This window comes from Streptacidiphilus anmyonensis, assembly GCF_000787855.1.
GTDB classification, from domain to species: domain Bacteria; phylum Actinomycetota; class Actinomycetes; order Streptomycetales; family Streptomycetaceae; genus Streptacidiphilus; species Streptacidiphilus anmyonensis.
The window spans coordinates 114,186-139,453 of sequence record NZ_BBPQ01000007.1 but is presented as its reverse complement, the minus strand read 5'-3'; the positions used below and the strand labels follow the sequence as shown (position 1 = coordinate 139,453).

The 25,268-nt window shown below is 72.6% G+C and carries 21 protein-coding genes and 2 pseudogenes; 13 read left to right on the top strand and 10 right to left on the bottom strand.

Translation table 11 applies throughout. The annotated features are described in order from the left end of the window. Positions 1–50: 50 nt before the first annotated feature. Positions 51–1,211, bottom strand: coding sequence for a ferritin-like domain-containing protein (locus TR50_RS10370; RefSeq protein WP_236654361.1), 1,161 nt, complete (start codon positions 1,209–1,211; stop codon positions 51–53). Between the two features lie 251 nt (positions 1,212–1,462). Here TR50_RS10370 and TR50_RS10365 point away from each other — a divergent pair, with 251 nt between their 5' ends. The 3 genes from TR50_RS10365 (at position 1,463) to TR50_RS10355 (ending at position 4,052) form a co-directional block, all read left to right on the top strand. Beyond that, positions 1,463–2,572, top strand: a complete 1,110-nt coding sequence (locus TR50_RS10365) for a PP2C family protein-serine/threonine phosphatase (protein ID WP_042418125.1) — start codon at positions 1,463–1,465, stop codon at positions 2,570–2,572. Positions 2,573–2,742: 170 nt separating this feature from the next. Continuing rightward, positions 2,743–3,114 carry a VOC family protein gene (locus TR50_RS10360; RefSeq protein WP_201776811.1) on the top strand — a complete coding sequence of 124 codons (372 nt, stop codon included), beginning with the start codon at positions 2,743–2,745 and terminating at the stop codon, positions 3,112–3,114. Between the two features lie 14 nt (positions 3,115–3,128). Continuing rightward, the gene (locus TR50_RS10355) at positions 3,129–4,052 is read left to right on the top strand and encodes an LLM class F420-dependent oxidoreductase (RefSeq protein WP_042418119.1); all 924 of its coding nucleotides are present in this window, start codon (positions 3,129–3,131) and stop codon (positions 4,050–4,052) included. Positions 4,053–4,059: 7 nt separating this feature from the next. Here the strand turns inward: TR50_RS10355 and TR50_RS10350 are convergent, their stop codons facing one another. The 3 genes from TR50_RS10350 to TR50_RS10340 form a co-directional block, all read right to left on the bottom strand. Continuing rightward, a complete protein-coding gene (locus TR50_RS10350) occupies positions 4,060–4,311 on the bottom strand; it encodes a hypothetical protein (protein WP_152648341.1) in 252 nt (83 codons plus the stop codon). A gap of 84 nt (positions 4,312–4,395) precedes the next feature. Continuing rightward, positions 4,396–5,703, bottom strand: coding sequence for an SUMF1/EgtB/PvdO family nonheme iron enzyme (locus TR50_RS10345; protein WP_236654360.1), 1,308 nt, complete (start codon positions 5,701–5,703; stop codon positions 4,396–4,398). A 191-nt stretch (positions 5,704–5,894) separates the two neighbouring features. Then, a complete protein-coding gene (locus tag TR50_RS10340; protein ID WP_439654210.1) occupies positions 5,895–6,383 on the bottom strand; it encodes a MarR family winged helix-turn-helix transcriptional regulator in 489 nt (162 codons plus the stop codon). Between the two features lie 144 nt (positions 6,384–6,527). On the opposite strand from TR50_RS10340, the gene TR50_RS10335 reads away from it, so the two are divergent. Further along, on the top strand, positions 6,528–7,496 hold the full coding sequence (locus TR50_RS10335) for an alpha/beta hydrolase (protein ID WP_042418110.1): 969 nt from the start codon (positions 6,528–6,530) through the stop codon (positions 7,494–7,496). Between the two features lie 53 nt (positions 7,497–7,549). On the opposite strand, the gene TR50_RS10330 is transcribed toward TR50_RS10335, so the two are convergent. The 4 genes from TR50_RS10330 to TR50_RS10315 all read right to left on the bottom strand — a co-directional run bounded on the left by TR50_RS10330 (position 7,550) and on the right by TR50_RS10315 (position 13,453). Further along, positions 7,550–8,965: a glucose-6-phosphate dehydrogenase gene (locus TR50_RS10330; protein WP_042418107.1), complete on the bottom strand. Its 1,416-nt coding sequence runs from the start codon at positions 8,963–8,965 to the stop codon at positions 7,550–7,552. Then, the gene (locus TR50_RS10325; RefSeq protein WP_042418104.1) at positions 8,962–10,791 is read right to left on the bottom strand and encodes a glycoside hydrolase family 15 protein; all 1,830 of its coding nucleotides are present in this window, start codon (positions 10,789–10,791) and stop codon (positions 8,962–8,964) included. Before TR50_RS10325 ends, TR50_RS10330 begins: the two co-directional genes overlap by 4 nt. Positions 10,792–10,847: 56 nt before the next feature. Next, positions 10,848–11,882 (bottom strand): NAD(P)-dependent alcohol dehydrogenase, encoded by a 1,035-nt coding sequence (locus TR50_RS10320; protein ID WP_304941200.1) that lies wholly within the window; start codon positions 11,880–11,882, stop codon positions 10,848–10,850. Positions 11,883–12,178: 296 nt separating this feature from the next. Further along, a complete protein-coding gene (locus TR50_RS10315) occupies positions 12,179–13,453 on the bottom strand; it encodes an MptA/MptB family glycosyltransferase (protein WP_042418097.1) in 1,275 nt (424 codons plus the stop codon). Between the two features lie 538 nt (positions 13,454–13,991). On the opposite strand from TR50_RS10315, the gene TR50_RS10305 reads away from it, so the two are divergent. From TR50_RS10305 to TR50_RS10290, 4 genes are all read left to right on the top strand, one after another. Further along, positions 13,992–14,966 (top strand): hypothetical protein, encoded by a 975-nt coding sequence (locus tag TR50_RS10305; protein WP_042418091.1) that lies wholly within the window; start codon positions 13,992–13,994, stop codon positions 14,964–14,966. A gap of 240 nt (positions 14,967–15,206) precedes the next feature. Continuing rightward, positions 15,207–15,659: an SPW repeat protein gene (locus TR50_RS10300; protein ID WP_084700050.1), complete on the top strand. Its 453-nt coding sequence runs from the start codon at positions 15,207–15,209 to the stop codon at positions 15,657–15,659. Positions 15,660–15,983: 324 nt separating this feature from the next. Further along, positions 15,984–16,883: an ABC transporter ATP-binding protein gene (locus tag TR50_RS10295; RefSeq protein WP_236654359.1), complete on the top strand. Its 900-nt coding sequence runs from the start codon at positions 15,984–15,986 to the stop codon at positions 16,881–16,883. A 105-nt stretch (positions 16,884–16,988) separates the two neighbouring features. Beyond that, the gene (locus tag TR50_RS10290) at positions 16,989–18,839 is read left to right on the top strand and encodes a glycoside hydrolase family 15 protein (RefSeq protein ID WP_042418085.1); all 1,851 of its coding nucleotides are present in this window, start codon (positions 16,989–16,991) and stop codon (positions 18,837–18,839) included. Between the two features lie 18 nt (positions 18,840–18,857). On the opposite strand, the gene TR50_RS10285 is transcribed toward TR50_RS10290, so the two are convergent. Then, positions 18,858–19,856, bottom strand: a complete 999-nt coding sequence (locus tag TR50_RS10285) for an Lrp/AsnC family transcriptional regulator (protein ID WP_042418338.1) — start codon at positions 19,854–19,856, stop codon at positions 18,858–18,860. A gap of 131 nt (positions 19,857–19,987) precedes the next feature. Here TR50_RS10285 and TR50_RS10280 point away from each other — a divergent pair, with 131 nt between their 5' ends. Both TR50_RS10280 and TR50_RS10275 read left to right on the top strand, forming a co-directional pair. After that, a complete protein-coding gene (locus tag TR50_RS10280; RefSeq protein WP_042418082.1) occupies positions 19,988–21,607 on the top strand; it encodes an amidohydrolase in 1,620 nt (539 codons plus the stop codon). A 133-nt stretch (positions 21,608–21,740) separates the two neighbouring features. Next, positions 21,741–22,112 carry a TraR/DksA family transcriptional regulator gene (locus tag TR50_RS10275; protein ID WP_042418078.1) on the top strand — a complete coding sequence of 124 codons (372 nt, stop codon included), beginning with the start codon at positions 21,741–21,743 and terminating at the stop codon, positions 22,110–22,112. A gap of 29 nt (positions 22,113–22,141) precedes the next feature. On the opposite strand, the gene TR50_RS10270 is transcribed toward TR50_RS10275, so the two are convergent. Continuing rightward, on the bottom strand, positions 22,142–22,825 hold the full coding sequence (locus tag TR50_RS10270) for a DUF899 family protein (RefSeq protein WP_152648340.1): 684 nt from the start codon (positions 22,823–22,825) through the stop codon (positions 22,142–22,144). A gap of 204 nt (positions 22,826–23,029) precedes the next feature. Here TR50_RS10270 and TR50_RS48625 point away from each other — a divergent pair. The 3 genes and pseudogenes from TR50_RS48625 to TR50_RS10260 all read left to right on the top strand — a co-directional run. Continuing rightward, positions 23,030–23,533: pseudogene (locus TR50_RS48625) on the top strand (ATP-binding cassette domain-containing protein); the annotation flags it as partial. Positions 23,534–23,761: 228 nt separating this feature from the next. After that, a pseudogene (locus TR50_RS42430) lies at positions 23,762–24,871 on the top strand (SpoIIE family protein phosphatase); the annotation flags it as partial. 62 nt (positions 24,872–24,933) lie between these two features. Beyond that, entirely contained in the window at positions 24,934–25,257 is a 324-nt protein-coding gene (locus TR50_RS10260) for a UBP-type zinc finger domain-containing protein (RefSeq protein ID WP_042418067.1), read from the top strand. Positions 25,258–25,268: the final 11 nt, after the last annotated feature.

Below are 25,268 nucleotides of genomic sequence, written 5' to 3'. Positions count from 1 at the left end.
CGGGCGTCGCCTGCTGGGGTCGGGGGCCGGGAAGCGCTCGGTGCGGACCTTCAGGAGGGGGGTCGGAACTGAGGTCCGTAGGTGCCGGTTCCGTTCGGCAGCGGCGTGTCCATCAGTTGCACGGCCGTCGACTCCAGCTCGTGCATGGCGCGTACGGCGGCGTCCAGGCTGCTCGGTCCGCCGCCGCCCCAGGCGCTCTCCAGGGACTCGAGGACGGTGGCGTAGGCGCTGTCGAACCGGTCCAGCAGCCCTCCCACCTGCTCCGGCGGGTCGGGCCAGCCGCCGAGCGGCACCTCGGCCATGGGCCGGGCGTCGGGGAAGGGGATCGCGTCGCCGCTGTACTCCCACGTGCCGTCGTTCTGCCGCAACCGGTGTCCGTGGTAGATCTCGGCGAAGGCGTAGTAGTGCGCGAGGTGGTCGTCCTGGACGGCGTCGTCCGGGGAGCCCGAGGTGCCCTCGCCCTGCTCCCTGACGATCTCGATGGAACGTGCCACCGCGTCGAGGTCCGCCACGGGCGCCAGGGCGTCGGCGCCGATCCGCTCCGAGAGCTGGCCGTCCGTCGACAAGGGGGGCGCCACGCTCTGGAAGGCGTCCAGCAGCGCGCCGTAGAAGGCGCCGATGGTCAGACCGCCGTCGCGGGCGAGCGGCGCCTCGGGTGCCTCGATCGCCATCATGACGTCGTGCACCAGGGACGGCGTCAGGCCCGACAGGCGGACGGTGACCCCAGGTCGCACCCCGCCGGGCAGCGGACCGGGGTACATCGGCGCGGCGTCCTTGATCCGCGGCTGACCGCCGACGGCGGCCAGCAGGTTGCAGACCACACCCAGGTGGTACATCTCGTCGTCCACGATGCGCCGGATCAGCTGCGCGGCCTCGCTGTCGCGGTCGCGCACGGACCACCATCCGCACAGGTAGGGCGGCAGGGTGGACAGCTCGAGCTCCACGGCGATCTGGAGCGCGTCCCGGATCCAGCCCAGGTCGCGGTCGCCCTCGGCGACGTCCAGCAAGCGCGCCACCGATCCGCCGCTCTCGCTGGCGCCGACGCCGACGCCGACGGCGGACGGGTGGCCTTCCTTCAGCGCGTCGCCCCGCGCGGGACCCGCCAACGCCACCGAAGCCGCCGCTGCCGCGGCGGCCGTGAGCAGGGTCCTTCGGCCGAAGCCGTTTCGCCCCTGCTCCTCGCGACGACTGCCGCTGTCTGCCACAGGCACCCCGCACCGCCTCTTCCGCCGTGTCGGCGCCGACGCCGACGTGCCTCCCGCACCGCAGGCTCCTTCAGGACGCAGCCGAAGCTAGCAGGGGCGTCCCCGGTCTACCTCCAGGCAGGCCCGCGCCGGAGGTTCCGCCACTCGATCGGGGTAGCCCCGCCGAACCGGCGGCTCTCCTGGGATCGTCGCGATCCTCTCCGGAAGCGGTCGTCGGAGGAGATGGCGCGGGAGTCGCGGAGGGGTGACGATGAAGCATGCCTCCTCGGCTGATCGACGGTTTCCGCCGGTCCTGGCGCTCGAGCCACGCGCTGGTGCTGATCCCGCTCGCGCTGATCGTCGCGGTCTCGGTGATCGATGACCTGGCCCCGCAGGACATCCATCTCGGCCCGCTGCTGGTCGCCGCCCCCACGATCACCGCGTCGTTCGCCGGCGCCCGCCTGACGGCGCTGATCGGCGCCCTGGCCGTGGCAGCCCAACTGGCCATCGGCGTGGAGCGCGGCGTCCTCGGCACCGCGAACATCACGGCCCAGGCGAGCGCCTTGGTCGTCGTCACCATCCTGACCGTGATCTTCTGCCTGCTGCGGGACAGGCGGGCCCGGGAGCTGACCCAGGTGCGCTCGGTGGCGGAGGCCGCGCAGCAGGTGCTGCTGCAGCCGCTGCCCAGTCTCAGCGGGCCGCTGGAGATCGCCACGCTCTACCGCGCCGCCGACGCGGAGGCCGAACTGGGCGGAGACCTGTACGCGGCGGCGCGTACCTGGGTGGGGACGCGACTGATCATCGGCGATGTCCGCGGCAAGGGCCTGACGGCGATCGGACTGTCCGCCCTGGTCCTCGGCGCGTTCCGGGCCGCGGCGCACCGGCAGGCCGCGCTGGGGGTGCTCGTCGAGCATCTCGACGGGGCCGTGCACTGGGACGCCGTGCAGTGGCGGGCGGCGGCTCAGGACAAGGACGAGTCGTTCGTGACCGCGGTGGTCCTCGACATCCCCGACCACGAGCCGGAGGTCCGCATGGTCAACTGCGGCCATCCCGCGCCCCTGCTGCTGAGCGGGAACAGCGCCAGAGCGCTCGACGTCGGAACGCCCGCGCCCCCGCTCGGGCTCGGCGAGCTGGCCGCGTCCTCCGAGCACGCGGTGCAGACGTTCACCTTCGAGGCCGGGGACACGCTGCTGCTCTACACGGACGGCGTGATCGAGGCCCGGGACCCCGACGGATCGTTCTACCCCCTCGCCGAGCGGGCGGCGGCGTGGAGTCAGGAGCGCCCGGAGGGACTCCTGAACCGCCTGGAGGCCGACCTGCGGGACCACACCCACGGTCGGCTCGCCGACGACGTCGCGGCGGTCGCGATCCACCGCCGACGCACCTGACCGGTCCGACCGCACCTCGCTGTCGCACTCATTGCCCTGATCACGCTCCGTGTACGGTGACGGCTCCGTCGGCGGCCAGCTCGTGGCGCTGTCCGGGTCGCGGACCCGTGTCGCGGACTCGTCGGCTCGGCGTTCGGCGTGACACGGGGTCACGGTGCGAGACTTGCGGCATGGCTATGAACCCGGCCCTCCCCCATGGTTTCCATGCCGTGACGCCGCGCATGTTCGTCGACGACGTGGAGGCCGCGGTCGCGTTCCTGCGTGCGGTGTTCGACGCCACGGGCGAGGTGCAGCCGGGCCGTCCCGCGCAGGTGCGCATCGGGGACTCCTTGGTCATGGTGTCCGGTTCGGACCAGCGCGAGGCCTTCCCCGCCTTCCTGTACGTCTACGTCGACGATGTCGACTCCAGGTACCGCCGGGCGCTGGCGACCGGCGCGGAGAGCCTGGAGGAGCCCGTCGACACTCCGTACGGCGATCGCCGCGCGATGGTCCGCGACCCGTTCGGCAACGTCTTTCAGATCGCCACGCCGCAACGCTTCTGACGTAGCGTGGCCGCATGGATCTGCGCATCTTCACCGAGCCCCAGCAGGGCGCCGACTACCGCACGCTGCTGCGGGTGGCCAAAGCCGCCGAGGACCTGGGCTACGACGGGTTCTTCCGCTCCGATCACTACCTGAAGATGGGCGACGTGGCCGGCCTGCCGGGGCCCACCGACGCCTGGATCACGCTCGCGGGCCTGGCCCGGGAGACCTCCAGGATCCGCCTGGGGACGCTCATGACCGCCGCGACCTTCCGGCTGCCCGGAGTCCTCGCCATCCAGGTCGCGCAGGTCGACCAGATGAGCGGTGGCCGCATCGAACTCGGCCTCGGCGCGGGCTGGTACGAGGCCGAGCACACGGCCTACGGCATCCCCTTCCCGGCCGCAAGGCTGGGCCGGCTGGAGGAGCAGCTGGCGATCGTCACCGGCCTCTGGGGGACCAAGCCGGGCGAGACCTTCGACTTCGAGGGCCGCTACTACCAGCTCAAGGACTCTCCCGCGCTGCCGAAACCCGCACAGGAGCGGCTCCCCGTCCTGATCGGGGGCATGGGCGCCGAACGCACGCCTGACATCGCCGCCCGCTTCGCCGACGAGTTCAACATCCCCTTCGCCTCCGTCGCCGACACCGCCGCCCAGATCACACGGGTCCGCGCGGCCGCGCAGGCACGCGGTCGCGCCCGGGACTCGCTGGTCTACAGCAACGCGCTGGTCGCGTGCGTGGACCGGAACGACGCCGAGGTGAGCCGCCGTGCCGCGGCCATCGGACGGGAGGTCGCGGAACTCAAGGAGAACGGTCTCGCCGGAACCCCCGCCGAGGTCGTCGAGAAGATCGGCCGGTATGCGGAGACCGGCAGCACCAGGATCTACCTCCAGATCCTGGATCTCGACGACCTGGAGCACCTGGCGCTCATCGCGGACCAGGTGATGCCTCAGCTGGGTTGACCAGCCCTCAGCTGCGTCGTGGGGCAGCCCTGCGCTTACGGCGGGCTGCCCTCTTCGCGGTGCGCCGCGCGTGCGCGTGCGGATTCGACACGAGCCACAGGTTGTAGCAGATCGATCCGCCGACGAGGGCGACGGCCAAGGAGAGCCAGGACTGCCAGGGCCAGCCCGTCAGAAGCCCGAGGGCGAGGGCGACGGCGGCGCTGCAGGCAGCGTCCTGGCGGGATTCGATCAGCGCTTTCTTGATCTTCATTCGAGCCACGGGCGCAGCGTAGCCGCTCGTGGGCACCTTGATCACCTTCTGGCGTCCCAGGGACCGAACTGTGACCACCGGCAGGCGGTTCGCTCAGCCTGCCGGGCAGGGCTCCAGGTCGCCGACGACTCCGATCCGGATGCCCAGCCACGGGTAGGTGTGGTTGAAGAAGACGTTGTCCTGCGGCTGGAGCCCGACCGCCGAGGGCCACATCTGGTACGCCGAGGCGTTGGAGATCCCGCCGTGCAGCCTCCGCCACACCCGGGCCGAGCTCCCCCCGGACGGGGGCGGGGTGATCGTGTCGGTCCATTCGACGGCGTTGCCGCCCTGGTCGAGCGTGCCCCACGGCGAGGTGGTGCGGGCCTGGCCCACCGTGCTGAGGCTGCCCTGGTAGAGCGCGGCGTACGCGATCGGGTCCAACCCCAGCGGGTTGACCGTCGCACACGCCTCGCGCGAGATCTGCCCCGGGCACCAGCTCGGCGCAGGCTGGCCGTCGGCGTGATAGGAGGCCAGTGGCTGGGTCGACGCGTTGGTCACGTCGCCCGTGTCCGGGTTGAGCACGGTGGACGCGGGCGCGGTCGCGTCCCCGTCGCCGAAGACGCCCGGGTTCGTCGGATACTTCCAGTAGCTGAAGGTCCCGCCACCGCGGGGGTCGTAGTAGGCCGCCTTGATCCACTCGTCCTGGCTCGGCACGACGAACCCGGTGCCGTGCGTTCGCACGGCCTTCGGGTCGGCCAGGTCGTACATGCCGTTCTCCGTGCGCGCGGACAGCTGGACGCGGTAGCTGACGTACTGGAAGTCGCCGCTCCGGCTGGTGGTCTTCGAGATCACCCGGCCGTTGTAGAGCGAGTTGACGAAGCGCGCGGCCCGCAGGAAGGTCGCGAAGCCGTAGGGCTTGTCGGCCCACTGCGGGTAGGCCACCGAGTAGTGCCCGCCGGGCTGGGCCTGCTCGGAGAAGTTGATCTGCCCGTACTTCGGCCAGGCGGACGAGCTCTCGGTGTCGTCGTAGAGCCCGTGGGGATCGCTGCCGGTCGGGTCGGCCGTGTTCAGGAACGCCACCCACTGGTCGACGGTGACCTCGAACTTGCCGATCTCGTAGGGCTTGGCGACATGCCCGACCATCAGGCAGCCACGGCTGCTCGCGGGCGCGTCGGCGCACGAGCGGTAGACCGCGTCCGTGAACGGGACGACGCCGACCGCCCGGTTCCCCGGCGCGCCGACCTGAGCGGTCGTCACGGTGATGGCCGCGCCCTCGCGGCCCGCAGCGTCCGCGGAGGACACGGCGGACGCGGCGGGCGCGGCGGGCCCGACTGCGACGGCGGGCGCGAGGACGGCGGCGGCGGTGCCGCACACCGCCATCAGGACCCTGGCACGAGAGAGACGACCGGCAACGAACCGCATGAGCGCACCCCTGGGATCGGACCTCACCATTCGTGCGCACACCGTAATCAGGGCCGGGCCACCCGCCGCCACCGGCACGCGGAACGTTCAGCCAGGTGGCGGTAGCCTGCACCCACGTTCTGACCGGTCGTCAGAGGTGCTGTCGCCGGTGGCCGGTGGCCGTCGGCGGACCGCCGGCGGGGGCGGCTCGCTCAGCCGGAGACGTTCCGTGTCAACTGCCGGAGGATCCGCTTGACGTCGTCGAAATCCTGCGGCGGCAGAGCCATGGCGTCCCCGATGGCCGAGGGCACGGTGCGGGCGCGTTCGCGCATCTCCTCGCCCTGCTCGGTCAGGCTCACCTGGACGGTGCGCTCGTCCTCCGGGGACCGCTCGCGCCGGACGAGTCCGTTGGCCTCCAGGCGCTTGACCAGCGGGGTGAGCGTGCCGTAGTCGAGCTGGAGCGCCGCGCCGATGTCCTTGACCGGGACGACGCCGTGCTCCCAGAGCACGAGCATCACCAGGTACTGCGGATAGGTCAGGCCGAGCTCCTCCAGCAGCGGCCGGTACCGCTGCGTCACCGCCCGCGAGGCCGCGTAGAGCACGAAGCAGAGCTGGTCGTCGAGCAGCATTGAGAACCCGCCCGGCGAAGCACCGGCGGGGCCGGCGGGGCCAGGGCTGTCAGACGTGTCGGCGGCGGTCATCGGCGTTCTCCGTTCCGGGCGTGTCCCTCCAGGTTACCAACGGGGCGATGACAACGTTCCCGTTTAACTTGTGCACGAGGAAATCGTGTCATAGGTTATCCACCAGACGGAGCCGCCCGGCTCCCTCCCCACAAGGAGTCCGTCATGAGCAACGACACGCCCCGCATCCCAGTTCTGGAGCCGGAGGCGCAGGCCTTCGCCGACGCGACGGCGAACCCGCCCTACCTGTTCGACCTCGGCCCGACCGAGGGCCGCAAGACCGTCGACGAGGTCCAGTCCGGCGAGACCGCCAAGCCGGCCGTCGACGAGGAGTGGACCACCGTCCCCGACGGCCCCACCGGCCCCGTCAAGATCCGCATCGTCAAGCCCGCCGGCACCACCGGCACCCTGCCCGTCATCCTCTACATCCACGGCGCCGGCTGGGTCTTCGGCAACGCCCACACCCACGACCGCCTCGTACGCGAACTCGCCGTCGGTGCCAACGCCGCCGTCGTCTTCCCCGAGTACGACCTCTCCCCCGAAGCCCGCTACCCCGTCGCCATCGAGCAGAAATACACCGTCGCCCGCTGGATCACCACCCACGGCGCCACCAAGGGCCTCGACACCACCCGCATCGCCGTCGCCGGCGACAGCGTCGGCGGCAACATGACCGCCGCCCTCACCCTCATGGCCAAGGAACGCGGCAACCTCCCCCTCGCCGCCCAGGTCCTCTTCTACCCCGTCACCGACGCGAGCTTCGACACCCCCTCCTACCACCAGTTCGCCGAAGGCTACTTCCTGCGCCGCGACGCCATGCAGTGGTTCTGGAACCAGTACACCACCGACGAGAACCAGCGCGCCCAGATCACCGCCAGCCCCCTGCGCGCCACCCTCGACCAGCTCAAGGACCTCCCGCCCGCCCTCGTCATCACCGGCGAAGCCGACGTCCTGCGCGACGAGGGCGAGGCCTACGCCGACAAGCTCCGCCAAGCCGGCGTCCCCGTCACCGCCGTCCGCTACCAGGGCATCATCCACGACTTCGTCATGCTCAACGCCCTCCGCCCCACCCACGCCGCCCAAGCCGCCATCACCCAGGCAGTCGGCTTCCTGCGCGACGCACTGAGCGTCGGCTGACCGTCGATCGGCACCGGCCGGGGACGGTCCGCCCGTCCCCGGCCGGTCGACGCTCAGGGCGTTCCTGCTCCCGCGTGCGGTTCGGGGCCGTCGGAGCCGGCCGGGTACTCCTGGAGCGGGACCAGGTCCTGCGACCAGGCCGACAGGACGGGGGTGAGGAGCCGCCACGCCTCCTCGGCCTCGTCGCCCCGGATCGACAGGGCGGGGTCTCCCGTCAGCACGTCGAGCAGCAGACGGCCGTAGGCAGGCAGTTCCGGGGGGTCCATGCGGGCGGAGAGCGTCAGCGGCGCCAGGGTGTGGGTGTGGGAGCCGGTGCCGGTCAGACGGAGGGTCAGGTCCTCGGGGTCGAGACCGAAGCGGAGCAGGTTGGGCGTGGCCTCCTCGTCGTCGCCGAACGGCAGATGGGGGACGTGCCGGAAGTGCACGGCCACCTCCTTGCGGTCGGCTCCGAGCGCCTTGCCGCTGCGGAGTCGGAAGACCGTCCCCGCCCAGCGCCAGCTGTCCAGTTCCAACTCCACCTCGGCGAAGGTCTCGGTGCCTCGGGCGGGATCCACCCCGTCCTCGCCGGTGTAGGAGGGGATCGCGCGGTCCCCGATCCGGCCGGCCGTGTAGCGTGCGCGGCGCGTGCGGCGCGGCACCTCGGCCTCGGTCAGGGGACGCACCGACCGCAGCACGTCGACCTTGCGGTTGCGCAGGTCGCGTTCGTCGAGGCTGACCGGCGGCTCCATGGCGACCAGGCAGAGCAGTTGCAGCAGGTGGTTCTGCAGCATGTCCTTGAGCGCGCCCACGCCGTCGTAGTAGCCGGCCCGGCCCTCCAGGGCGAGGGTCTCGTCCCAGACGATGTCCACCTCGGCGATGTGGGTGCTGTTCCAGATCGGCTCCAGGACGCGGTTGGCGAGCCTGAGGCCGAGGAGGTTCTGGACGGTGGTCATGGCGAGGAAGTGGTCGACCCGGAACACCGCCTCCTCGGGCACGACGGCCGCCAGCAGCCGGTTGAGCTCCACCGCGCTGTCCAGGTCCTCGCCGAAGGGCTTCTCCAGCACGATCCGGCTGCCCGGCGGCAGGCCCGCCCGGTGCAGGGCGGTGACGGCGGAGGGGAACAGGGCCGGGGGCAGGGCGAGATACACCGCGACCGGGCCCGGCCCGGCGATCGCTGACGCCACGTCGGCGGGATCGGTGACGTCGGCGCGCCGGTACTCCGCCTGCGCGCAGACGGCGTGGCGGGCGTCGGCCGGGAGGTCGGCGGCGTGCCGCTCCAGCTGTTCGGCCGCCCAGCGGCGGAACCACGCGCTGCCCCCACCGCCCTGGTCGTCGCCCTGGTCGTCGCCCCGGTCCAGGCCCCGGTCGGCGCCGACCAGGCGGAAGCCGGAGCCGAGGTGGCCGCCCGCCTGGAGCGCGGCCAGCCCCGGCAGCAGGTAGCGCGCGCTGAGGTCGCCCGTGGCGCCGAAGACGACGAGCCGGTCGATCACTTCGGCCTCGCCAGGGTCGCCCGGCTGAGGTTCACTCCGCTGGCGATGATCCCGATGTGGCTGAACGCCTGGGGGAAGTTGCCCATGAACGCTCCCGTCACGGGGTCGATCTGCTCCGGCAGCAGCCCCAACGGGCTCGCCCGGCCGCACAGCGACGCGTACAGCTGCCCGGCCTCGTCGAGACGGCCCTGGCCGATCAGGTTGTCGACGAGCCAGAAGCTGCACAGGACGAACGCGCCCTCGTCGCCGGGCAGGCCGTCCGGCGAATGGTCGTGCAGGTAGCGGTAGACCAGGCCGTCGCCCGCGGAGAGACGGTCGGCGATGGCGGCTGTCGTCGCCACCATGCGCGGGTGGTCGGCCGGGACGACCATGCGCAGCGGGAGCGCCAGCAGGCTGGCGTCGAGCGCGCCGCCGCCGTCCAGGTGCTCGCTGAGGGTCTGGGCGTCCTCGTCCCAGGACTCCGTGAGGATCCGCTCGCGAAGCCTCTCGGCCGCGGCCCGCCAGGCCGCGGTCCGCTCGGTGCGCCCGAGCCGCTCGCCGATCAGGGCCGCCCGGTCCAGGGCCACCTGGCACATCCCGGCCGAGTACGTGAACACCCGGCCCTCGCTGCGGACCTCCCAGATGCCCTGGTCGGGCTGGATCCACGCCTTCTCGGCGGCGTCCGCGAGGCCGGCCAGACCGGCCCACAGGGCGGGCTCCAGACGGCCGCCGGCGCGCAGCCACTGGTCGGCGCAGTCCAGCACCTCGCCGTAGACGTCGTGCTGGCGCTGGTCGGCCGCGCCGTTGCCCCAGCGCACGGGGGCCGAGCGCCGGTAGCCCTCCAGTTCGGCGTCCTCGACCTCGTCGGGCACCAGACGGCCGTCGAGGTCGTACATGATGCGGGGCCGGCCGCTGCGTTCGAAGGCGTCGAGCACCCAGCCGAGAAAGGCGTCGGCCTCCCCCGCGAAGCCGATGCGGCGCATGGCGAAGACCGCGTAGGCGGCGTCGCGGATCCAGGTGTAGCGGTAGTCCCAGTTGCGCACCCCGCCGACGGGCGCGGGCAGCGAGGAGGTCGGGGCCGCGACCAGCGAGCCGTTGGCCCAGTCGTCGCACAGCTTGAGCGTGATGGCGGAGCGGCGCACCAGCGGCTCCTGCGGCCCCTGGTAGTCGAAGCCGGTCATCCAGCGCCGCCAGGCCGCCGCGGTCTCGTGCAGCATCGCCTGCGCGTCGAACCGGTGGTGGCGGTGGAAGCGCCCCCAGGACAGGACCAGGTCGAGTCGCTCGCCCGCGCGCAGTGCGTGGCTGCTGTGCAGGGACTCCAGCGGCCGGTTGCAGCGCAGGTGCAGTTGGAGGTCCGGCCGCCGGGGCACCTGCACCTCCAGCCCGCTGAACAGCGCCCGGGCCAGCGCGCCGCCGCGCGGCTCCAGGTCGACCCGCAGCCGGACCTCGCCGTCCAGCACGACCGCGGAACGCACCAGCTCGCCCCGGCTCTGGGGCGCGTCGTCGGTCAGGTCGGCGCCGGAGCGCAGCGCCAGCGCGTCGGTGACCCGGACCACGCCGGTGGGGCTGCGCATCTCCGTCACCAGGACGCCGGTGTCGGGCTCGTAGCGCTGCCGGGCCTCGACCAGGTCGATCGGCGCGACGGTGAAGTGCCCGCCCCGGGCGTGGTCGAGCAGGCCGCAGAAGAGCGGGTCGGAGCCGAAGCGGGGCAGGCACATCCAGGGGATGGAGCCGTCCAGCCCGACCAGGGCCGCCGTGCTGCCGTCCCCGATGAGCCCGAGGTCCTCCAGGGGGAGGTAGCCGTCCTGCTGCCGGACCGGCCGGAACGGCGGATCGAGATCAAGCATCCTGCCCTGCGCTTCCTTCCGAGCCCCGGCGACCTCGCCCCGGGAGCGGGGTCGCCCTAGAAGACGATCAGCGGTTTGACGACGTCCTCGAGCTTCTTGTCCATGACCTCGAAGGCCCGCTCGATCTCGTCGAAGGGGAACTGGTGGGTCGTCATGCGGGTGGGGTCGAGCCGCCCGGACCGCAGCACCCGCAGCAGCCGCTCCATGCGCAGCCGCCCGCCCGGGCACAGCCCGGTCGCGATCGTCTTGCCCGCCATGCCGACGCCCCACTCGACCCTGGGGATCCGCACGAACTCGCCCTCGCCGAAGTAGCCGGTGACGGAGACCGTCCCACCGGGCTTGGTGATCTTGACGCAGGTCTGGAACGTGGCGTCGGAGCCGAGCGCCTCGATCGCGGTGTCGACCCCCTGGCCATCGGTCAGCTCCAGGATCCGCGCGACGACGTCCTCCTGGGTGAAGTCCACGATCTCGTCCGCGCCGTAGAGCCGGGCCAGCTTCTTCCTGGTGGGCACCGACTCGACGCCGACGACCAGGCCCGCGCCGCGCAGCCGCGCCCCGGCCGTCGCCATCAGCCCGACCGGCCCCTGGGCGAGCACGGCGACCGTGCCGCCGATCGGGATGTCGCCGTGCTCCGCGCCCATGAAGCCGGTCGAGAGCATGTCGGCGCAGTAGACCGCCGCGTCGTCGGACACGTCGTCGGGGATGTGCGCCATGTTGGCGTCGGCCTCGTTCACGTGGAAGTACTCGGCGAAGACGCCGTCCTTGACGTTGGCGAACTTCCAGCCGCCGAGCGGGCCGCCCGACTGCGAGGGGTATCCGTTCTGGGAGGCCCGGTCCCCCCAGTCGGGGGTGATCGCGCCCACCAGCACCCGGTCGCCGGGGCGGAAGTCCCTGACCTCGTCGCCGACCTCGTGGACGACGCCGACCGCCTCGTGGCCCAGCGTCAGGTTCTCCCGGGGGCCGATCCCGCCCGCCACCGTGTGCGAGTCCGAGGTGCAGATCAGGGCCCGAGTGGTCCGGACGACGGCGTCGTTCGGACCGGGCCGCGGCACGGGCTTGTCCATGACGCCCACGCGCCCGATCTCCCTCATCACGAACGCCTTCATGCGCCTGTCGGACCTCCCGTGCGGGCGCCTGTGTCGGCGCCTTCTGCCACCGTGTACGGCTTCATGCTCGGGGGGAACGGGACGCCGCGCACTCCGGGGTGCGGGGGCGTCCCCGCACGCCGCGCCCGGTTCAGCCCCCGGGACGTGCCAGGTCACCTGCCAGGTCACCCGGCAAACGCGTCCTGCGGCCGGGACAGGAGGCCGGCAGCCGTCCGAGTGATCGGATCGGGGCAGCCCGGCAGGCCTCGCCCACCAGCCGCAAGCGTCAGGCCGTGATCGGACTACCAGCTCCAGCCGTGTCCGCCGGTGTTGTGCGCCAGCGCGAGCCCGAGCGTGATCGCCGTCAGGAGGTAGTCGGTGCGGGCGCGCGGCAGCAGGGCCGCGAGCGGCCAGGTCATCGCGGTGTACCAGGGCATGCACCAGGGCGCGGCGATGTTCCAGCCGAGCGCCAGGGCCTGCGCGGTCCGTGGCTGCTCCAGCTGGTCCCGTCGTGTCGGGTGCCCGCGGCGGCGCATCAGGAGTCGTGCCAGCACCAGCATCAGCAGCGGCCAGGCGACCCCGGTCAGCGTCGCCGCGACGGCGGGGCCGTTCAGCAGACGGCCGGCCAGTTGCGGGATCTGCCAGATCGACGGTGCGGAGACCAGCTGGGACGCCTCGGACAGCGGCGCGAGGGCGTGCAGGCCGACCGGTGCGTACAGCAGCACGATGACGCCGAGACAGCTGGCGGCGCGGATCAGCAGCCGGTTCCAGTCGCGTCGCATCAGCAGCGGCCAGGTCAGACCGATCACCAGCAGGGCCGCGCTGATCTTCACGCCGCAGGCGAGCCCGAGCAGGAGGCCGACCATCGCTTCGCCCTGCCAGTCCGGTCGCCGCTCGGCGAGGACGGCCGCGGAGACGGCGAACAGCGCGATATAGGTGTCGAGGTGGCCGCCACCGACCAGGATCCCCAGGAGCAGCGGGTTGGCCGCCCACAGCAGCGCGGCCCGGCCGCGGTCGGCCGCCGAGCGGACCAGGATCAGGCCGGTGGCGAGGAAGACGAGGGTGTTGGCCACCATGAGCACACCGATCGTCACCAGCACGCGCTCGCCGCCGATGTCGGCGGCGAGCCGCTGGACGAAGGTGGCCACCGGCCCGTAGACCGAGGGGGTCCGCAACCAGCTGCTGCTGACGAGGCGGGCGTAGTCGCCGCCCAGGTCGGCCGGGACGACGCGGTAGGGGTCGAGTCCGAGCGAGGCGATCCTGCCGTAGGCGGCGTAGCTCGCCATGTCCGCCGAGCCGACCGGTGTGGCGAGGGTCAGCAGGCAGGCGCCGACTCCCCCGGCGGCGAGCAGCCTGCGCGGAGACGGCCGCCACCCGCGTCCGGCCGCGGACAGCATCCCGATCAGACCCATCCCTTGCGCGGCTATCGCCGCGCAGGTCAGGAACGTGGAGACGGGACCCGAGAGCGCGGGCAGCCGCAGCAGGGGCATGGCCCGGTCGAGGGTGTGGTCGTTCGGCGCCGCGATGGCGACCAGGACCATCAGCAGCACACCCGCGACGGACAGCGCGACCGGCACCCACGGGGGCCCGGCTCTCTCCTCCGGCCGCCGCCGGGCGGGGCCGCTGGACTGCGCGGGTACCGCGACGGCACCCGCCGCTGCCGTACCCGACGCTGCGGCACCCGCCTCGCCTGACCTGTCGGTTGTCGCTGTGGACGTGGACACCACTGGCTCGCCTCCCGCCGGTGGTCCGGCAGCATTCCCGGACGAGCACGGACGTCCGCTTCCGGCGGATCCCCGCCGGCACAACGACCGGCCGCGACCTGCAAAGAGTGCGAACGCTGATCCTACGAGTGGACTGTGTGATCTTGTCACTCGGGGCAGCCTCGGGGCAGCCGATGTGGGCCGGCCCGCCACCAGCCTCAGTCGGCTCCGCCACGCTGCAGATCGATGACGACATGGCCGTCAGCTCCCAGCGCGTCGCCGTCGGGCAGTACGTCAATCCCTCCCTGGCCACTCGCATCCAAAGTGTCGGGATCGGTGAGCCGGGGTAGTCAGGCCGAAGGACCCGGGGCGGGGGGCGCGCCCGGGCATCGACTTCGGGTGGGGGTTGGCAGTGATCCTGCACAGGGAGTACCACGACGGTTCGGACAACTACCGCGACATCCGCGCGGACCTCGAGCTCCAGGAGACCGTCACGGCCCTGGAGAAGCTGACCGCGCGTCAAGCCTGCACCTTCACGGGAGTGGGGGTCGCGGTGCGGGCGCCCGGCGAGAACTACGTCGTCGGGAACAACGTGCACAACGAACTCGAGGGCTGGTCCCCGGAGAATCTGGCTGCGGAGCTGGTGCGCCGCGGGCTCCAGAGCGGGGACCAGCTCACCCTGGTCGCCTGCTGGGCGGGTGCCGAGGGCGGATACGGGCAGACGCTCGCGGCTACGCTCGGGACGCTGGGCAGGGACAAGGTGCGGGTCCGGGGGCCCAAGGGATACGTCCACTGGACCAAGAACGGCGACATCGCCCTGGCGGACTACCCGACCGGCGACGCCATCAAAAGGGCGAGCAAGGCCCAGACGAAGGGTGAGGACGCGGCGTGCCTGGCCTACGTCCAGGCGCTCAAGTCTCGGATCAACGCGGTGATTCTGGGCCTGGAGCAGGCCCAGACCGCGACCGCCGACGCCCTCGTCCGCGCGTTCGCGTCCGAGCGGCCGCAGCAGGGGCGCGAAGCGGTCGACCAGCTGCTGCGCAAGACATCGACGGACCGCCCGCTGCCCGCGGACACGATGGCCGGCATCGTCACGGCGGCCCAGGCCAAGCTCCTCAGTTCCCCCGAGACCACCCGCGTCGGCTGGAACCAGGAGCTGCGCTCGCTGCTGACCGCCCTGCACTCCGTCAAGGACCGGGCGGCGGGCCCGGCCGCGGCGGCGGCGGAGATCACCACAGCCACGGCGGCTCTGCGCGCCTCCCTGGCGCAGCTGTGGCCGCGCTACAGCGAGGACTACTACGACGCCATGCGGGCGTCCTGCGTCTCGAACCCCTTCGACCCCGCCTTCCAGTGGGAGGACCACACCAGCAGCACCGCCCACCGCTGAGGCGCTGCAACCGACCGCGCCGACCGCGCCGGGGATGGTCACCCGTTCGGCGGTAACCCGGGCCCCATGGCTCCGACGCGAGCGGCGCGGCGCGTCCCTGAGCGCCGGGTGCGGGGCGGGCGCCCCCACCGGGCGTGGTGATCCGGGCGGAGCGACAATCCAAGGACAGAGGTTCGCTTGCCGCGGGCCGGTGATGCCGCTGCAAGCAGCGCCCCCGTCAGCCGAACCGGAGGGGTTGCCATGGCGCTTCTGACGTCGACCCGGACGCGTGACGTTGTCCCTTGGGAGAGGATCGTCCCACCCCGGCACCTGTGGTGGGCGGACCAGCGGGAGGCCGTGGGCTATCCGCTGATCCTGATCGGCGTGTGGTTGTACGCGACGATCGCGGTGCTCGACTACCCGATGACCTACCAGGCCCAGGAAGCCCACCTCAACGAGATCATGGTCGGGATCGTGGTGCTCCTCAACGGCATCGCCCGCCTGGCCCGCACGAAGACCGGCAGGGCCAGCGACGTGGTCGTCGGCCTGTCGGGCGTCTGGCTCGTGGTCGCGCCGTGGGCCGTGGGCTACTCCCACTACTCCGAAGCCGGCCAGGCGGCCGTCGCGGACTGGGTGACCGGAGGGTTGCTGATCCTGCTGGCCGTCTACAGCTCCGTGGCGCTGACGGTCTCCGAGCGGACCCGCCCACGCTAGGACCGCGACAGGCGGGCGGGCCCCTCGGGCTCGGCCGCGGAAACCCGCGAACAGGTCCGCGCGCGACCGTTTCGGTCCTGACGGGCGGGGTGGACAATGCCTGGTATCTGCTGACGGCGGAAAGTAGGTCCGGGTGACTGCAACCACGACAGGCGGCGTCCGCCGCAGAGGTGGGCGGGGATGACCCCGCGGCTGCCGTCGCTGCGCCGCCGAGGCCAGGTATCACCCGGGGAATCGGGGCCGCCCGGGGAATCGGGCCTCGCGCCCGAGGGGCCTCCGTCGCAGTCCGTCGTTCCGCCGCCGTCCGCGCCCGCGCACGTACCGGTGCCCGTGCCCGTGGTCCAACTGCGCCGGGTGGTGAAGACCTACGGCATGGGGGACGCCGTGGTCCACGCCCTGACCGGCCCCACGGACGCGGAGGGGCGGGCGCTCGGCCTCGACCTCACCGTCCAGGCCGGGGACTTCGTGGCGATCATGGGCAGCTCCGGCTCGGGCAAGTCGACGCTGATGAACATCGTCGGCTGCCTGGACGCCCCGACCTCCGGCCGCTACCTGCTGGACGGCGTCGACGTCGGGAACATGGACGAGCAGCAGCTCTCGCTGGTGCGCAACCGCAAGGTCGGCTTCGTCTTCCAGTCCTTCAACCTGGTGCCCCGGATGACCGCGCTCGACCAGATCGAACTCCCCCTGGCGTACGCCGGGGTGAAGCCGGAGCAGCGCCGCAGGCGCGCGCTGGCGGCGCTCAGCCTGGTCGGGATGCTGGACCGGGCGGGGCACCGGCCCAACGAACTGTCGGGCGGTCAGCAGCAGCGGATCGCCGTGGCCCGCGCCCTGGTGATGACTCCCTCGATGCTGCTGGCGGACGAGCCCACCGGCAACCTCGACAGCCACAGCACGGACGAACTGCTGGCCATCATCGACCGGTTGAACGCCGCGCGGCGCACGGTCGTGCTGATCACCCACGAGGACGAGGTCGCCCGGCACGCGAAGCGGGTGGTCCGGCTGGTCGACGGGCGCATCGTCTCCGACGTCCGCCAGGCCCCGCTGAGCGGTCTGCCGCCGGCCCTGACGGACCCCGACGGCTTCGCACAGCACTCGTCGCACCTCGCGGCGCGCGACGCCAGGGCGTCGGCGGATGAGGCGCGGACCGAGACACGGACCGAGACACGGGCCGGAGTGCCCGCCGCGACGCCCACGGAAACCCGCGCCGACGGCGCCGACTGATCCCGTCGGCCGACGCGGCCCGCAGCGCTGCAAGATCCGGTCCGGACTAGCATGGAAGGCCAGGCTTCATCCCCGCACCGGCGCCGCAGCGGCAGGGAGGCCGAGATGGCGTTCGACACGACCGGCTTCGAGCCGGTGGACGACTGTCGCTACATGCCGATCGCCGAGCACGGCCTGATCGGCGATCTCCGGACGGCCGCGCTGGTCGGCACGGACGGCACCATCGACTGGTACTGCTGTCCGCGCTTCGACGCGCCCAGCGTGTTCGGGTCCATCCTCGACGCCGACCGGGGCGGTTCGTTCCAGTTGGCCGCCGACGTCGCGACACGCACCCGGCAGTTCTACTTCCCCGACACGAACGTGCTGATCACGCGGTTCTTCTCGGCCGACGGGGTGGCGGAGATCCAGGACTTCATGCCCGTGGCCGACGGGTCCGCCGGAACGGCCGGCGCGGCCGAGGGCGCGAGGCACCGGCTGATCCGGCGGGTGCTCTGCGTCCGCGGGACCCTCCCCTTCCGGGCACGGATCGCCCCGCGCTTCGGGTACGGCGCGGAGAAGCACACCGCCGAGCTCGAAAGCCGTGTCGCGGTGTTCCGCTCCCCCTCGCTGACCCTCGCGCTGACGGCCACCGCACCGCTGGAGTGCGACGGGACGGACGTGTGGTCGCGGTTCAAGCTCCTCGAGGGCGAGTCCCACGTGTTCGCGCTCGACCACATCACCGACGGCGTCCCGACCCGGTCGTGTCCGCGCGAGGAGGCCCAGGCGGAGGCCGAGGCGACGGTCCGGTTCTGGCGCCACTGGCTGTCGGGCTCCCGCTACCACGGCCGGTGGCGGGAGATGGTGCACCGCTCCGCTCTCGTGCTGAAGCTGCTCACCTACGCGCCGACCGGCGCGATCGTCGCCGCCCCCACCACCAGCCTCCCCGAGCAGCTCGGCGGCGAGCGCAACTGGGACTACCGGTACGTGTGGGTCCGCGACGCCGCGTTCTGCGTCTACGCGCTGCTGCGGCTCGGGTTCACCTCGGAGGCCGAGGCGTTCATCGAGTTCCTCTGCGAACGCATGAGGAGCGGCAGCGCCGCCACCGGGCCCCTGCAGATCATGTACGGCATCGACGGGCGCAGCGAACTGCCCGAGTTCCAGCTGCCGCACCTGGAAGGCCACCTCGGCTCCGCGCCGGTCCGGGTCGGCAACGCCGCCACCGGGCAGCTCCAGCTGGACATCTACGGCGCGCTGATCGACTCGATCTACCTCTACGACAAGTGGGGGCGGCCCATCAGCAGCGCCGACTGGGACCAGATCGGCGCGGTCGCGGACTGGCTCTGCGGCCACTGGGACCAGCCCGACGAGGGCATCTGGGAGACCCGCGCGGGCCGCCGCAACTTCGTGTACTCGCGGGTGATGTGCTGGGTGGCGCTGGAGCGGGCCATCCGGATGGCGAACCGGCGCGGCCTGCCGGCCGACCTGCCGCTGTGGCGGCAGTCCCGCGACGCGATCTACCGGCAGATCATGCAGCGCGGCTGGTCGGCCGAGCGCCAGGCGTTCGTCCAGTCGCTGGACGACGGCGAGCTGGACGCCTCCCTCCTGATGATGCCGCTGTCGAAGTTCATCGCCCCCACCGACCCGAAGTGGATCTCCACCCTGGACGCGCTCAGCGCCGATCTGGTCTCCGACTCGCTGGTCTACCGCTACGACCCGACGGCCAGCCCGGACGGTCTGCACGGCCCGGAGGGCACCTTCTCCATCTGCTCCTTCTGGTACGTGGAGGCCCTGACCCGCGCGGGTCGGCTGGAGGAGGCCCGGCTCGCCTTCGAGAAGATGCTCACCTACGCCAACCACCTCGGCCTGTTCGCCGAGGAGATCGGCCCGACCGGCGAGCAACTCGGCAACTTCCCCCAGGCGTTCACCCACCTCTCGCTGATCAGCGCTGCCTTCAACCTCGACCGGGCGCTCGGCTGACGCAGCATCAGTGCCGGATCAGTGGCGGAGCAGTCCCGTGCGTTTCACCGTCGCCAGCAGCGGGGTGACGTCGATGGCGGTGACCGCCTCCAAGGGGCCGACGGCGTCGGTGAGGAAGGTGTACAGCGCGTCGAGGTCCGCGGCGGCGACCGCGACGACCAGGTTGGCGGGACCCGTCGTCGCGGCGCAGAACCGGACGTGCGGGTGGCCGCTCAGGGTCTGCGCCGTCTCCTGGAGCGCGCCCGGACGGACGGCGATCCACAGCAGCGCCTCGGTCTGCGCGCCCAGCAGGGCGAGATCGAGCTCGGTGGCCAGGCGCAGCACCTGGCCGGCGAGGAGGGACTCCAGCCGGCGTCGGGCGGTGAGCGCCGTGGTGCCGGCGCGGCGGGCCAGGTCGGTGTAGGTGGCCCGGCCGTCCTCGGTGAGAGCTGCGATCAACGCGGTGTCGACGTCGTGATGCTGCGTGGAGGACTGAGTCGGCGGCGGGGACGGGGACGCCGGACCCGGATCCGGGGCCGAGGTGGCGGGTTCGGCGAGCGCGGCGAGTTCCGCCGGTGAGAGGAGACCGGCCGTCCAACGGAACGCCGTGGGGAAGACGCGCAGCAGGGTGTGGGCGGTCCAGGAGCCGACCGCGTCGGTGGCGGGCAGATCGCGCAGCAGCAGGCTGTTGCGGGCCTCCGGACCCTCCAGGAAGAAGACCGCGGAGATCTCGTCGCCGCCGCCGAGGATGTCCACCCAGACGGTGTCGTCCCGGCGGGCGAGCGCCTGGGCGACCTGACGGATCCTGTTGGGCCGGCAGCGGATGCGCAGGACGACGGGGACCAGGTGGGCGAAACGCGCCGGGTTGCGCACGGCGGTCGCGCGCAGGGTGCCGTCGGCGTAGAGCAGGGCGACCCGGCGCACGACGGTGCGCTCCGACAGCCCCAGGCAGCGGGCCACCTCGCGCCAGGAGGCGCGCGGCGAGGCGACCAGCGCGGCCGCGATCCGCCGATCCGTCTCGTCCAGGGCCTGTCTCATGATCAGCATGATAGGCCGCGAGGCTGGCGTACTTTCTGCGTTCCAGCCTTCACTTTGGCAGGGAAATCCCGGCCGGCTCCTACAACAGTCTCATCACCGAACGACACAGCTTCCAGTCGAGGGAGAAGACGATGACCGATCGCGGAGCCGACCTGCTGATCCGCGCCGGCGCGGTGCACAGCCTGGTGCCCGGCCAGGGCCCGTTGCGGGCGCTGGCCGTGCGCGGCAGCCGTGTCGCCGCCGTGTCCGCCGACCCCGGCGGCCTCGACCACCTGGTGGGCGCGGGAACGCAGGTGCTCGACCTGCCCGGCGCCACCGTGCTGCCCGCCTTCGACGACACCCACACCCACCTGGTCTTCGCGGCGCTGGGCGCCCACGACGTCCCGGTCCACCGGGCCCGGAACATCCCCGAGTTCCTCGACCTGATCCGGCAGAGGGCCGCCGTCACCCCCGAGGGCGAGTGGATCCGCACCACCACCAACTGGCAGGAACTCAATCTCGCCGAACGCCGCATGCCCACCGCGGCCGAACTCGACCGGGCCACCGACCGGCACCCGGTCCTGGTCAAGCGCGGCGGGCACAACGACGTCGTCAACAGCTACGCGCTCCGCCTCGCGGGCGTCACCGAGGACACCCCCGCACCGCCGGGCGGCGTCATCGGCCGCGGCGCCGACGGCAGGCTGAACGGCCGGCTGATCGACAACGCCCTGCACCTGGTCGAGCACCTCGTCCCGGCCCCGGACCGGACCGAGCGCGTCGACGGACTGCGCCTGGCCAGCCGTGACTACGCCGCCACGGGCATCGGGACCGTGCGCGACTGCGCGGTCACCCCCGAGGACTACGCCGTGCTCCTGGCCGCCCGCGAGGCCGGGGCGCTCAGCACCCGCGTGCGCGTGCTCATCTCGGCGCTCGGTCTGACCAGCGCGGCCCCGGTGGAGGACCTGCTCGACGTGATGGAGGAGTGGCGCGAGAGCTCCGACCAATGGCTCTCGGTCTGGGGCGTGAAGTTCGGCCTCGACGGCGGTCTGGAGGCCGGGGCGACCGAGGAGCCGTACGCCTGCGACCACTCCTTCTCCGGGATGCTCACCTGGGAGCCGGACGCGCTGGTCGAGGCGGTCGAGGCGGTGGTGCGCCGCGGCTGGCGAGTCGGCACGCACGCCTACGGCGACCGGGCGGTCCGCACCCTCCTCGACGTCTACGAGCGCGTCCTCGCGCGCAACCCCGGCCTGCCCGCCGGCACGCTGGTGATGGAGCACGGCGGCCTGGCCGGCCCCGAGCAGCGCGCCCGCGCCGTCGCCCTGGGCATCCCGGTCACCATCCAGCAGCCGCTGCTGCACGACACCGCCGAGGTGGAGGAGGGCTTCTGGGGCCCGGAACGTGTCGCGCGCCTCTTCCCCGCCCGGGGCTGGATCGATCTCGGCGCCCAGGTCAGCGCCGGTTCCGACTTTCCCGTCGGCCAGTTCGGCGCGATGCGCTCGGTCTGGGGCATGACCACACGGCAGACCGTCATCGGCGTCAAGGGCCCCGAGCACGCCATCACCTACGACGAGGCCGTCACCCTGCACACCGCCAACGCCGCCCGGCTCCTCGGCGAGGAGCACCTGCGCGGCACCCTCACCCCGGGCCGGCTCGCCGACCTCACCGTCTGGGACCGGGACCCCGCCCACTGCCCCGACGACGTGCTGCGCGACCTCATGCCCACCCACACCTTCGTCGGGGGCCGACTGGTCGCCTCCACCGGCACGAGGTAGAGCAGCAGACGAGGTCGGCAGCCCGGGGCACCCGGCCGCGGTCGACCGGCCCGCCGGACGACCGCGGCCGGGTGTCGTACGCCGTAGCGGGTATGACAGGCGTGGGAGTCTCAAGCCGTGGGAAGGAGGCGAGATGTCGCACCGGTCCTCCGACCACCACCAGGCCCGTGACCTGCTGGTCTCCCAGCAGGCCGAGGTCCGTGCCCGGATCGCCGCCCTGGAGCGCGAGTACCGGACGGTCGTCGAGGCGAACGCCCTGGTCGCCGTGGACGACGAACACGACCCGGAGGGGTCCAGCACCGCGTTCGAGCGCGCGCACGTCGCCGCCCTGCTCGCTCAGGGCCGCCAGGAGCTGGAAGAGCTGGAGAACGCGATGAAGCGCCTGGACGGCGGTGCCTACGGTCGCTGCGAGGTCTGCCACTCGCCCATCCCCGCCGAGCGCCTGGCGGTCCGCCCCGCCGCCACCCGCTGTGTGGCCTGCGCCGAGGCCGCCCCTCGGCGGTGAAGGTCGCCGGCGAACGTCGCCGATGGCGGTCAGTAGTCCAGTGCGGCGAACCAGTCCGCGCGCCCGCCCGGGGTGAGGTCGAGGAGGTGCCAGACGGGGGCGAGCAGGTCGATGCCGCGCTGGTCGATGTCCTCGGCCATCCGCGGGTGGGCGGAGTAGAAGTGCCGGACGGTCCCGTCGGCGTCCCGGGTGAAGACCGAGACGGTGGAGTCCTGGACGCCGTCCTCGCTCTCGCTGCCGAGGTCGTACTTGAAGCTGCTGTCGCCGCAGCTCAGCAGCCGCAGCCGGTCCCAGCCGCGGTTGCGCGCGTGCTCGCGCAACGCCGCCGGGTCGGCGGCCGCGGCGACGGCGAAGTCGGCGTTCTGGGTGATGTGGCGGGCCACGCCGTTGAACCCGTCGATCCACAGCGTGCACATCGGGCACGGGTCGGTCTGCTTCTTGCCGTACATGAGGTGGTAGACGATCAGCGGCCGGTCCGGGGCGGTGAACAGCTCGCTCAGCCGGACCTGGCGCACCGGGGTGTCGCCCGCGTCCAGGTCGGCGGGCCCCTCGAGGAAGGCGTAGTCGTCGACCGGCGGCCCCTGCGGGAGTGCGCGGCGCTGGGCCGCCACCCGCTCCCGGTGGCGCATCAGGTCGATCTCGGCCTGGCGGAGCTCCTCCCGGGCGGCGAGGTACTCCGGGGATTCGGTGGCGAGTCGGGTGTGCCGGATCATCCGGACCTCCTGGCAGCAGAGCTCACGCGGGATCACCCCGGGTCTGATCACCCCGAGTCTAGGGCGACCCCGATCCGCACGCCGTCGGCCGAGGGTCCGTTCGGCCTAGCCCGCGTGTGGACAGGCCCCGCACGGGGGTATCGGCGGGAGGGGCGTTTCGCGGGAGACTGGAGGGATCCGCACCGGGAGAGGACTTCGCACCGCATGGCCGAACCACCGCTGCTGTCCCTGCGAGGCGTCTCCAAGCGCTTCGGAGCCGTGCGCGCGCTCGTCGACGTCGACCTCGACGTGCACGCGGGCGAAGTCGTCGCCGTCGCCGGCGAGAGCGGCGCCGGCAAGTCCACCCTGATCCGGGTGATGGCCGGGGTCGAGGCGCCGGACAGCGGCGTCGCCCGGTGGCACGGTCGGCCGGTGGACCTGCGCGGACCGCGCGCGATCCGGCGGCTCGGCGTGGCCGCGGTGCACCAGGAACCGCAGCTGTGCCTCAACCTCGACGTGACCTCCCAGCTGTTCCTGGGGCGGGAGTTGCGGCGCTTCGGGATGCTGGACGAGATCGGCATGGAGCAGCGGGCACGCGGACTGCTGAACCGCCTGCGCGTGCCGATCGCCGACCTCGGCACCCCGCTGGCGGCCCTGACCGCCGCCGAGCGCCAGTCGGTCGCCATCGCCGGGGCGCTGATCGACGATCCGGCTCTGCTGCTGCTGGACGAGCCCACGGCCGGGCTGGCCCCCGAGCAGAGTGCCCTCCTGCTCGACCTGGTGCGCCGTCTGCGTCACAGCGGACTGGGGATCGTCCTGGTCAGCCACAACATCGACGACGTGGTGGAGGTCGCCGACCGCGTCGCCGTGCTGCGGCTCGGCCGCAACGCCGGCGTCTTCGAGACGCGTTACGCCAGCCAGGAACAGATCGTGTCGGCGGTGAGCGGCAATCAGATCCTCGCCGCCGCGCTGCAACGCAGCCTGCTGCCACGGGACCTGCCGAGGCTCGAGACGCTCGACACCGCGTTCCGGTACCTCCCCGCGCAGGCCGGCGCGGGCGGGGACTGGTTCGACGTCATCCCCCTGTCCGGCGCGCGGGTCGCCCTGGTCGTCGGGGACGTGGTCGGCCACGGCCTCAGCGCCGCCGCGACCATGGGACGGCTGCGCACCGCCGTCCACAACGTCTCCCATCTCAACCTGCCGCCGGGCGAGTTGCTGGCGCACCTGGACGACCTGGTCAGCCGCCTCGACGAGGAGCGCGGGGCCGCCGGCGGCCACAGCGACATCATCGGCGCGACCTGCGTCTACGCCGTCTACGACCCGGTGGACCGGCAGTTGGAGGTGGCCCGGGCCGGCCACCTGCCGCCGCTGCTGGTCCAGCCGGACGGCCGGGCCGCGTTCGCCGAGGTTCCGGCCGGTCCCCCGCTCGGCCTCGGCGGGATGCCGTTCGAGACCGTCGAGCTGCCGCTGCCCGACGGCGCCCGGTTCCTGCTCTACACCGACGGGCTGGTCGAACGGCGGGACCACGACATCGACCAGGGATTGGACCGGCTGCTCCAGGCGGTGCGTCAGAACGAGGACCTGCCGCCCGGCCGCCTGTGCGACGCCCTGGTCTCGGCCCTGCTGCCCGACGCGGGGGCCGGCGAGACGCCCGACGACGTCGCCCTGCTGGTGGCACGCGCCCGAGGGCTCCCCAAGGGCCACGTGGCCGCCTTCGACGTCCCGGGCGACCCGGCCGCGGTCGCCGAGGTCCGCGCCGCGGCGACGCGGCAGCTGCACCGCTGGGACCTCGACGACCTGGCGTTCACCACCGAACTGATCCTCAGTGAGCTGATCACCAACGCCATCCGCTACGCGAGCGGCCCGATCACGGTCCGGATGCTCCGCACCCGGTCCCTGGTCTGCGAGGTCGCCGACGCCAGCAGCACCTCGCCGCACGTCCGCTACGCGGCGACCACGGACGAGGGCGGGCGCGGCCTGTTCCTGGTGGCCCACCTGTCGGAGCGCTGGGGCACCCGCTACACCGACCGCGGAAAGATCATCTGGGCGGAGCAGCGACTGCCCTGACCCGACCCCGCGCACAAGGCGACGAGCTCCGCCCGGGGGCGCGTCCGTGGTCTCCTGGTGGGGTGAGCGAGGCGGACGAAGAGTGGCACGTCGAACAGCCGCCGGGTGCGGCGCGCACCCGAACCTGCGACCACCTCGCGCCGGCCCGCGCGCCGGCGGCACAGCCCGCCCGGTGCGAGGCGTGCCTGCGGAGGGGGGACACGTGGGTCAACCTCCTCGCGTGCCTGGTGTGCGGGGAGGTGGGGTGCTGTGACAGCTCGCCGGGCCGGCACGCGCACGAGCACGCGGAGCGCACCGGGCACCCGCTCGCCCGCACCCTGAAGAAGGGCGAGAGCTGGGGGTGGTGCTACGTGGACGAGGTGTTCCTGGCCCGAACGGGTCGGTGATCACTGCCTCG

What these genes read in the sequence shown, in the direction of transcription:
- TR50_RS10340 (WP_439654210.1), bottom strand. Translation starts at nt 6,383, where the DNA reads ATGACCGCCGCCGACACGTCTGACAGCCCTGGCCCCGCCGGCCCCGCC.
- TR50_RS10280 (WP_042418082.1), top strand. Translation starts at nt 19,988, where the DNA reads ATGACCGATCGCGGAGCCGACCTGCTGATCCGCGCCGGCGCGGTGCAC.
- TR50_RS10290 (WP_042418085.1), top strand. Translation starts at nt 16,989, where the DNA reads ATGGCGTTCGACACGACCGGCTTCGAGCCGGTGGACGACTGTCGCTAC.
- TR50_RS10325 (WP_042418104.1), bottom strand. Translation starts at nt 10,791, where the DNA reads ATGCTTGATCTCGATCCGCCGTTCCGGCCGGTCCGGCAGCAGGACGGC.
- TR50_RS10270 (WP_152648340.1), bottom strand. Translation starts at nt 22,825, where the DNA reads ATGATCCGGCACACCCGACTCGCCACCGAATCCCCGGAGTACCTCGCC.
- TR50_RS10320 (WP_304941200.1), bottom strand. Translation starts at nt 11,882, where the DNA reads ATGAGGGAGATCGGGCGCGTGGGCGTCATGGACAAGCCCGTGCCGCGG.
- TR50_RS10355 (WP_042418119.1), top strand. Translation starts at nt 3,129, where the DNA reads ATGGATCTGCGCATCTTCACCGAGCCCCAGCAGGGCGCCGACTACCGC.
- TR50_RS10275 (WP_042418078.1), top strand. Translation starts at nt 21,741, where the DNA reads ATGTCGCACCGGTCCTCCGACCACCACCAGGCCCGTGACCTGCTGGTC.
- TR50_RS10360 (WP_201776811.1), top strand. Translation starts at nt 2,743, where the DNA reads ATGGCTATGAACCCGGCCCTCCCCCATGGTTTCCATGCCGTGACGCCG.
- TR50_RS10285 (WP_042418338.1), bottom strand. Translation starts at nt 19,856, where the DNA reads ATGAGACAGGCCCTGGACGAGACGGATCGGCGGATCGCGGCCGCGCTG.
- TR50_RS10365 (WP_042418125.1), top strand. Translation starts at nt 1,463, where the DNA reads ATGCCTCCTCGGCTGATCGACGGTTTCCGCCGGTCCTGGCGCTCGAGC.
- TR50_RS10335 (WP_042418110.1), top strand. Translation starts at nt 6,528, where the DNA reads ATGAGCAACGACACGCCCCGCATCCCAGTTCTGGAGCCGGAGGCGCAG.
- TR50_RS10300 (WP_084700050.1), top strand. Translation starts at nt 15,207, where the DNA reads ATGGCGCTTCTGACGTCGACCCGGACGCGTGACGTTGTCCCTTGGGAG.
- TR50_RS10345 (WP_236654360.1), bottom strand. Translation starts at nt 5,703, where the DNA reads ATGCGGTTCGTTGCCGGTCGTCTCTCTCGTGCCAGGGTCCTGATGGCG.